Source organism: Brachybacterium sp. HMSC06H03 (assembly GCF_001807385.1).
In the GTDB taxonomy this organism is placed as follows: domain Bacteria; phylum Actinomycetota; class Actinomycetes; order Actinomycetales; family Dermabacteraceae; genus Brachybacterium; species Brachybacterium conglomeratum.
Window position 1 is genome coordinate 1 of the sequence record NZ_KV788942.1, and the last position, 7,801, is coordinate 7,801.

Annotated in this window: 9 protein-coding genes; 7 read left to right on the forward strand and 2 right to left on the reverse strand. The window is 72.7% G+C overall.

Features of this window, described 5'->3' with window-relative positions; genetic code table 11:
• Positions 1-66: 66 nt before the first annotated feature.
• Positions 67-711, forward strand: a complete 645-nt coding sequence (locus HMPREF3159_RS14680; RefSeq protein ID WP_010549618.1) for a GDSL-type esterase/lipase family protein — start codon at positions 67-69, stop codon at positions 709-711.
• Between the two features lie 249 nt (positions 712-960).
• Entirely contained in the window at positions 961-1,035 is a 75-nt protein-coding gene (locus tag HMPREF3159_RS18225; protein ID WP_369801468.1) for a 50S ribosomal protein bL37, read from the forward strand.
• Positions 1,036-1,128: 93 nt separating this feature from the next.
• Here the strand turns inward: HMPREF3159_RS18225 and rsrA are convergent, their stop codons facing one another.
• A complete protein-coding gene (gene rsrA / locus HMPREF3159_RS14685) occupies positions 1,129-1,503 on the reverse strand; it encodes a mycothiol system anti-sigma-R factor (protein WP_070501868.1) in 375 nt (124 codons plus the stop codon).
• Positions 1,500-2,186 (reverse strand): sigma-70 family RNA polymerase sigma factor, encoded by a 687-nt coding sequence (locus HMPREF3159_RS14690; RefSeq protein WP_083305976.1) that lies wholly within the window; start codon positions 2,184-2,186, stop codon positions 1,500-1,502. Before HMPREF3159_RS14690 ends, rsrA begins: the two co-directional genes overlap by 4 nt.
• A gap of 262 nt (positions 2,187-2,448) precedes the next feature.
• Between HMPREF3159_RS14690 and HMPREF3159_RS14695 the strand changes: the two genes are divergently transcribed.
• The 5 genes from HMPREF3159_RS14695 (at position 2,449) to HMPREF3159_RS14715 (ending at position 7,693) form a co-directional block, all read left to right on the forward strand.
• Positions 2,449-3,012: a hypothetical protein gene (locus HMPREF3159_RS14695; RefSeq protein WP_070501870.1), complete on the forward strand. Its 564-nt coding sequence runs from the start codon at positions 2,449-2,451 to the stop codon at positions 3,010-3,012.
• A gap of 5 nt (positions 3,013-3,017) precedes the next feature.
• Positions 3,018-4,343, forward strand: a complete 1,326-nt coding sequence (aroA, locus tag HMPREF3159_RS14700; RefSeq protein ID WP_070501872.1) for a 3-phosphoshikimate 1-carboxyvinyltransferase — start codon at positions 3,018-3,020, stop codon at positions 4,341-4,343.
• 73 nt (positions 4,344-4,416) lie between these two features.
• Positions 4,417-5,487, forward strand: coding sequence for a ribosome small subunit-dependent GTPase A (gene rsgA / locus HMPREF3159_RS14705; RefSeq protein WP_070501874.1), 1,071 nt, complete (start codon positions 4,417-4,419; stop codon positions 5,485-5,487).
• 51 nt (positions 5,488-5,538) lie between these two features.
• Positions 5,539-6,333, forward strand: coding sequence for a histidinol-phosphatase (gene hisN, locus HMPREF3159_RS14710; protein WP_070501876.1), 795 nt, complete (start codon positions 5,539-5,541; stop codon positions 6,331-6,333).
• A 139-nt stretch (positions 6,334-6,472) separates the two neighbouring features.
• Positions 6,473-7,693 (forward strand): pyrophosphate--fructose-6-phosphate 1-phosphotransferase, encoded by a 1,221-nt coding sequence (locus tag HMPREF3159_RS14715; RefSeq protein ID WP_070501877.1) that lies wholly within the window; start codon positions 6,473-6,475, stop codon positions 7,691-7,693.
• The last annotated feature ends 108 nt before the right edge of the window (positions 7,694-7,801 follow it).

The window sequence follows — 7,801 nt, forward strand, 5'->3', positions numbered from 1 at the left end:
CGGGTTCGCCCGCGGCCCGCGCCGCCGTTAGAGTGAACCGACCCCGTCCCCTTCCAGGAGGTCCCGGTGCAGACCGTGCCCACTTCGCCCGTCCCGGATCCGGGCTCCCGGATCCGGATCATCGCGCTCGGCGACGAGCTCCTCGCCGGGATCGGCGACGCCCGAGCGCTGGGCTGGCTGGGCCGGGCCGTGGCCAGCGAACAGGGTGCCGACTGCCGCATCGACGTGTTCTCCGCGGCGCTGCCGGGCGAGACCTCCGCCGAGCTGGCCGAGCGCTGGGACGCCGACGTCAAGCGTCGCTTCTCAGAGCAGGGCCGCGCCGACGGCTCCGTCGACCACCGGGTGGTGCTCGCGATGGGCCGCGCCGACGTCGAGGCCGGGATCTCCCTGGCCCGCTCGCGCCTGAACCTCGCCAAGATCCTCGACGGCCTCGAGCGTCTGCGGATCCCCGCCTTCGTGGTGGGCCCCGCCCCGAGCCGGGACCCGGCCACCACCGCGGGAGTGCGTGAGCTCTCCGGTGCCTTCGAGGACGTCTGCGCACGGCGCCGCATCCCCTACGTCGACACCGTCGGCGGGCTGGTGGGCCACGACCAGTGGGAGAGCGACCTCGCCCGATCCGCCGGCGACCACCCCGGTCAGACCGGGTACGGCCTCATCGCCTGGCTGGTGCTGCACAGCGGCTTCGGCTCCTGGCTCGGCACCTCCCGCTGACCCCGTCCGGTGGGTCGGCTCTCCGGCCGCCCGCACACCGCTCGTCCGCCCAGGACGCCTCGGACGGCCCGGTCAGCCTCCTCCCCCATCGAGTGGCAGATCTCTGCGCGAGGAAGCTGCCGGCCGGCTCGGGGCGCGGGCGGGTGAGGTCCGACTCAGGTGCTGCGAGGGGCTCGGATGAGGCTCCGCGCGGAGCCTCCGATATGGCATGATCGACGGGTTCATTCCGGGTGAAGGAAGGAGAGCGTGATGAGCAAGCGAGGACGCAAGCGCAAGGCTCGCCGCAAGAACAGCGCGAATCGCGGCAAGCGGCCCAACAGCTGACCGCGCCGTCGCCGATGGCGACATGACGAAGGGCTCCTCCCGGTGGGAGGAGCCCTTCGTCATGCTCGGGGACGGAGCCGACGCCCCCGCTGCTCAGGCCGGGGGCAGGGTGCGGCGGGGGGTCGTCGAGCGGGTGACGCGCACCGTGGAGCCGTCAGCCCCGGTGGTCGTGCTCGTGCTGGTGGTGGTCACCGTGATGGTGCGGCACGTGTCGGCGATGCGGGCCCGCAGGTCGGAGGGGGCGCGGTCCGCGCAGCTGCGGCGCACCAGCTCCTTCAGCCGGCGCAGGCGCTCCCACTCGTCGGCGCACTCGGGGCAGTCGTCGGTGTGCCGGCGCATCCGCTCGACGGTCTCGCGGGGGAGCTCGCCGTCGAGCGCCTCCTCGAGCCCGAAGCTCATGTCGCGCGTCGAGCCGGTCGTCGTCTCGCGCGTCGAGGTCTCGCGCATCGCGCGGTCGTCCTGGGTCATCGCTCCTCCTCCCGGTCCGCGGTGCCGGCTCCGGTGTCGTCGGCGGCGTCCCCCGCCGAGGGCTGCGCACGCAGGAAGCCCGTGCGCCGGGCATGATCGGTGAGCTTCTCGCGCAGCTGGCGCCGCCCGCGATGGAGCCGGGACATGACCGTGCCGATCGGTGTGTCCATGATCTCGGCGATCTCCTTGTAGGCGAAGCCCTCGACATCGGCGAGGTAGACCGCCATGCGGTAGTCCTCCCGCAGCTCGGACAGGGCGTCCTTCACCGCGGAGTCCGGCAGGTGGTCCAGCGCCTCGGCCTCCGCCGAGCGCAGGCCCGTGCTCGAGTGGCTCGAGACCTCCGCGAGCTGCCAGTCCTCGACCGTGTCGGTCCATGCCTCCTTGGGGCGGCGCTGCTTCTTGCGGTAGCTCGAGATGTAGCTGTTGGTCATGATGCGGTACAGCCACGCCCGCATGTTCGTGCCCGGGGTGAAGCGGTCCTGGGCGCGGAACGCCTTGACGAAGGTGTCCTGGACCAGGTCCTCGGCGTCGTGCGGGTTGCGGGTCATCCGCAGCGCGCCGCCGTAGAGGGAGTCCAGGTGCGAGAGCGCCTCGGTCTCGAAGTCGAAGTCCGCCGCGGGATCGGCCTGCTCCGCGGAGGGCAGGCCGGTCCCGTGGTCGGAGGTGGGCTGTGTCTGCGTCATCGTCCCCAAACCTACGCCACCCGGGATCGCGGGGGCGCGCTCCAGCAGTCCGGTCGTCATGCGCCGCTCCCTCCCCGGCACCCGCCGGCGTGCTCGACCGTCCCGTCGGGGCCCCGACGGGGGCGCGGAACCGTGTCCGCGCCGTCCGATGCAACGCATTGGGCGTGGGGGATGTTCCTCGGGCGGTAGTGTGGGGGTCGGTGATCTTCCCGACAGGGCTGATCACCGGACCGTCGACACCTGCTCAGAACGTGAGGACACCATGGCCCTGGTCCGCCGGATCGCACGACCGCTGCTCGCCGCCCCCTTCGTCTTCGAGGGCGTGCGCACCGCGCTCCGCCCCGAGCGCGAGATCGACGTCTACCCGCAGGCCTTCGACGCGGTCGACTCGGCGCTGTCCAAGAGCTCCGCGCCGGGCTTCGTCAATTCCCGCGCCGTGGTGCGCGCCGCCGGCGTCGTCGCCGCGGGCGCCGGCGTCCTCTACGCGACCAACCGCGTGCCCCGCGCCGCCGCGGCCCTGCTCGTGACCACTTCCGTCGGCTGGGCCGGTCGGAAGAAGGTCTGGGAGCTGCGCGGCGAGGAGCTCGTCGCCGAGGTGCAGTCCATCCTCACCGACGCCGGCCTGCTGGGCGGCGTGCTCCTGGCCGTCGTCGACCACGACGGCCGCCCCTCGCTCGGCTACCGGGCGAACAAGTTCGTCGAGCGCAGCCAGAAGAAGGCCGCGCAGAAGCAGCGCGAGCTCGAGAAGAAGGCGGGGAAGGTGGAGAAGAAGGCCAAGGGCGCCGTCTCCACCGCCCAGAAGCAGCTCGCCGACCAGCACGGCTGATCTCCATGGGTTCGGAGGTGCTGTGGAACGCACCGGTCGCCGACCAGCCGGTCGACGCCCTGGTGCGGGTTCCCGGGTCGAAGTCCCTCACCGCACGCTGGATGCTGCTCGCTGCCGCGGCGAGCGAGCCGTCCACGCTGCGCGGCGCGCTCGTCTCCCGCGACACGCGACTGATGCGCGATGCGCTCGAGCGGCTCGGCGCCGTGCTGGAGGTGCGCGACGGGGTGCTGCACGTCTCCCCGATACCGCCGGCCTGCGAGCACCCCGCCGAGCCGATCGAGATCCACACCGGCCTGGCCGGGACCGTGATGCGCTTCGTGCCCCTGCTGGCGGCGCTGCGCCACGGCGACGTGCGCTTCACCGGTGACGACGCCGCGCTCGTGCGGCCCATGGACGCGGTCGTCCAGGTGCTGCGCGGCCAGGGCGTCGAGGTGACCGAGCACGGCGAGCCGGGACGGCTGCCGTTCACGGTGCACGGCCGGGGCACGCTGCCCGGCGGCCGGGTCGAGGTGGACGCCTCGGCCTCCAGCCAGTTCATCTCCAACGTGCTGCTGGTCGCGGCGCGGGCGGAGACGGACCTCGAGCTCGTCCATGTCGGGAAGGAGCTCCCCTCCCTGCCCCACATCGACATGACCCTGGAGACGCTGCGCCGCGCCGGGGTCGAGACCTCGCACGAGGTCGACGCCGAGGGCCGTCACTCCTGGAGGGTCGCGTGCGGCCCGATCCGTCCGCTGGAGGTCGTCGTCGAGCCGGACCTCTCCAACGCCGGGCCGTTCCTGGCGGCGGCGATGGTCACCGCCGGCACGATCGCGGTGGACGACTGGCCGGAGACGACCACCCAGCCCGGCGACGCGTACCGGGAGCTGCTGACGCGGATGGGCGCCGAGGTGTGGCGCGAGGACGAGGCGGTGGTGGTGCGCGGCACGGATGCGCTGCACGGCATCGAGGCGGACATGTCGGCCGTCGGCGAACTCGTCCCGACCGTCGCGGCGCTGTGCGCGCTCGCGGACTCGCCCTCGCGGATCACCGGCGTCGCGCACCTGCGCGGGCACGAGACGGACCGCCTCAAGGCGCTGGCGACCGAGCTGACGAAGGTCGGCGCCAGCACCGAGGAGCTGCCCGACGGGCTCGTGATCACGCCGGGCCCGCTGCGCGGTGCCGTCTTCGAGACCTACGAGGACCACCGCATGGCGACCGCCGGCGCGATCATCGGCCTGCGCGTCCCCGGCGTGCAGGTGGTCGACGTCGGCACCACGCAGAAGACCCTCCCCGACTTCGTGGGGATGTGGCTGTCGATGCTCCACCCCGAGCCGGCGGAGGGCGACGCGTGAGCCCGGTGCCGCGCGGGTCGGGTGCGGCCCGGCACGGGGCGCCCCGGTCCCCGCGCGGCCAGGAGGCCACCTCGTGGTGAGGCGGTCCGTCCGCGACTTCGACGAGTCCGACGTGCGGATCCGCCCCAACCGGCGCGGCTCCCGCCCCCGGACCAAGGACCGCCCCAAGCACGAGGACGCGATCACGGCCCGCGTCGTCTCGGTGGACCGCGGGCGCTGGCGCACGATCGTCGGCGAGGGCACCGAGGACCAGCGCGCGGTCACCGCGATGCGTGCCCGGGAGCTCGGCCGCTCCCCCGTCGTCCCCGGCGACCTCGTCGGCCTCGTCGGCGACACCTCGGGACGGGAGGGGACGCTCGCCCGCATCGTGCGGATCCAGGAGCGCAGCTCCTTCCTGCGGCGCAGCGCCGACGACGACGACTCGACCGAGCGACCCCTTGTCGCGAACGTCGACGTGATGGTGATGGTGACGGCGCTGGCCGATCCCGAGCCGCGCGGCGGCATGATCGACCGCTGCCTGGTCGCGGCCTACGTCGCCGGCATCGACGCCCTGCTGGTGCTGACGAAGGCGGACCTGCGTGCTCCGGAGGAGTTCCTGGCCGCCTACGCCCCGCTCGGCCTGGAGCACGTGGTGACCCGTCGGGAGTCCCTCGCGGAGGCGGAGGATCCGGAGCACCCCGGCATCATCGGCCTCGAGCAGCTGCGCGAGCGGCTCTCGGGACGGATCAGCGTGCTCGTGGGACATTCCGGGGTGGGCAAGTCCACCCTGCTGAACGCCCTGGTCCCCGGGGCGGGCCGCGCCACCGGCGTGGTCAACGACGTGACCGGGCGCGGCCGCCACACCTCCTCCTCGGCGCTCGCGATGCAGCTGCCGGAGGACGACGGCTGGGTCATCGACACCCCGGGCGTGCGCTCCTTCGGCCTGGGGCACGTGGACCCCGACGAGCTGCTGGAAGCCTTCGCCGACCTCGCCGATCTCGCCGAGCAGTGCCCGCGCGGATGCACCCACCTCGAGGACGCGCCCGACTGCGCCCTCGACGATCTCGTGGACAAGGGCGAGGCCGGCACCGCCGGTCCTGCGCGTCTGGCCTCCTACCGTCGCCTGGCCGAGGCGCTGCGCCGCAACGACCCCTGGGACGTCTGAGCGCCGAGTCGCTGCGGCCCGACGGGAGCGCGGGAACCTATCGTGGACCCCATGTCCAGCCGCTACGCCGATGACCTGCGCCTCGCCCACGTGCTCGCCGATGCCGTGGACCAGCTGACCACCTCCCGGTTCAAGGCGCAGGACCTCGAGATCACGACCAAGCCCGATCTCACCGAGGTCACCGACGCCGACAGGGCCGCCGAGCAGCTGGTGCGCTCCCAGCTCTCGCGCTCCCGCTCGCGGGACCAGGTGATCGGCGAGGAGTTCGGCTCCACCGGCGCGTCCCCGCGGCAGTGGGTGATCGACCCGATCGACGGGACCAGCAACTTCGTGCGCGGGGTGCCCGTGTGGGGCACGCTGATCGGCCTGATCGAGGACGGCCGCCCCGTCGTCGGCCTCGTCTCCGCGCCGACGCTGGGACGCCGCTGGTGGGGTGGGGAGGGCGCCGGGGCCTGGACCGGCTCCCGGCTCAGCAGCGCGACGCGCCTGCAGGTCTCGACCGTGAGCACGCTCGAGGAGGCCTCCCTGTCCTACTCCTCGCTGCACGGCTGGGCCGACCACGAGCTGCTGCCCGAGATGCTGAACCTCATGCAGCGCTTCTGGCGCACCCGGGCCTACGGCGACTTCTGGTCCTACATGCTCGTGGCCGAGGGCGCGGTGGACGTCGCCTGCGAGCCCGAGCTGAAGCTGCACGACATGGCCGCACTGGTCCCGATCGTCACCGAGGCCGGCGGTCGCTTCACCTCCCTGGACGGCGAGCCCGGGCCGTTCGGCGGCAGCGCGGTGGCGACGAACTCGCTGCTGCATGAGGAGGTCCTCGAGGCGCTCGCGCCCCGGGAGCGCTGAGCCCCGGTCGGCACGTGTCCGCCGGGACCCGCGCGGCGGCAGCCGGGGCCGGCTCTCGGTACGATGGCGGGACCCAGCGTCGCGGGATCGACCCTGTCCTCCCGTGCGCCCGTTCCCGGACTCTCGGAGGTTCCGCCCTATGACCGTCAAGCGCGTCGCACTGCTCACCGCCGGGGGCTACGCCCCGTGCCTCTCCTCCGCCGTCGGCGGACTGATCGAGCGCTACACCGAGCTGGTGCCGGACGTGGAGATCATCGCCTACAAGCACGGCTACTGGGGCCTGCTCTCCGGCGAGAAGATCGTGGTCGACGACGAGGTGCGCGCGAAGGCGGGCATCCTGCACAACTACGGCGGCTCCCCCATCGGCAACTCCCGCGTGAAGCTCACCAACACGAAGGACCTCGTCAAGCGCGGCCTGATCCAGGAGGGCGAGAACGCCCTCGAGGTCGCCGCGAACAAGCTCAAGGACGACGGCGTGGACGTGCTGCACACCATCGGCGGCGACGACACCAACACCACCGCCGCGGACCTCGCCGCCTACCTGCACGAGCACGGCCACGAGATGCAGGTCGTCGGCCTGCCCAAGACCATCGACAACGACATCGTCCCGATCCGCCAGTCGCTCGGCGCGAAGTCCGCCGCGGAGCAGACCAGCATCTTCGCGCAGAACATCATCGCCGAGCACGGCTCGAACCCGAAGATGCTGATCGTCCACGAGATCATGGGCCGCGCCTGCGGGTATCTCACCGCACAGGCGGCGGAGTACTACCAGCAGTGGCACGCCCAGCAGGAGTGGCTGCCCGGGATCGGCCACTCCGCCGACCGCTGGGACGTGCACGCCGTGTTCCTGCCCGAGCTCAAGCTCGACATCGAGGCCGAGGCCGCTCGTCTGCGGAAGGTCATGGACGAGACCGGCTGCGTGAACATCTTCCTCTCCGAGGGCGCGGGCATCCCCGAGATCGTCGCCGAGATGCAGGCGCGCGGCGAGGAGCCGGAGAAGGACCCCTTCGGCCACGTCAAGATCGACACGATCAACCCCGGCCAGTGGTTCGCGAAGCAGTTCGCCGAGAAGCTCGGCGCGGAGAAGGTCATGGTCCAGAAGTCGGGCTACTTCTCCCGCTCCGCGAAGGCGAACCCCGAGGACATCCGCCTGATCAAGTCCATGACGGACTACGCCGTGCAGGTCGCCCTCGAGGGCGGCTCCGGCCTCATCGGCCACGACGAGGAGCGCGGCGACGTGCTGCGCGCGGTCGAGTTCGACCGCGTCGCCGGCCACAAGGCCTTCGACGTCTCCCAGCCCTGGTTCGCCGAGGTCATGGAGCGCACCGGGCAGAAGATCGTCCCGGCCGAGGCGCACTGAGCGTCCCGATGAGTCATCGGGCGGGAGACCTCGTGAGCGGCTCCCGCCCGCGCGTGCGCACCTGGCGCCGCACCCTGCGCGCGCTCGCCCTGGAGGGGCGGGCGCGCG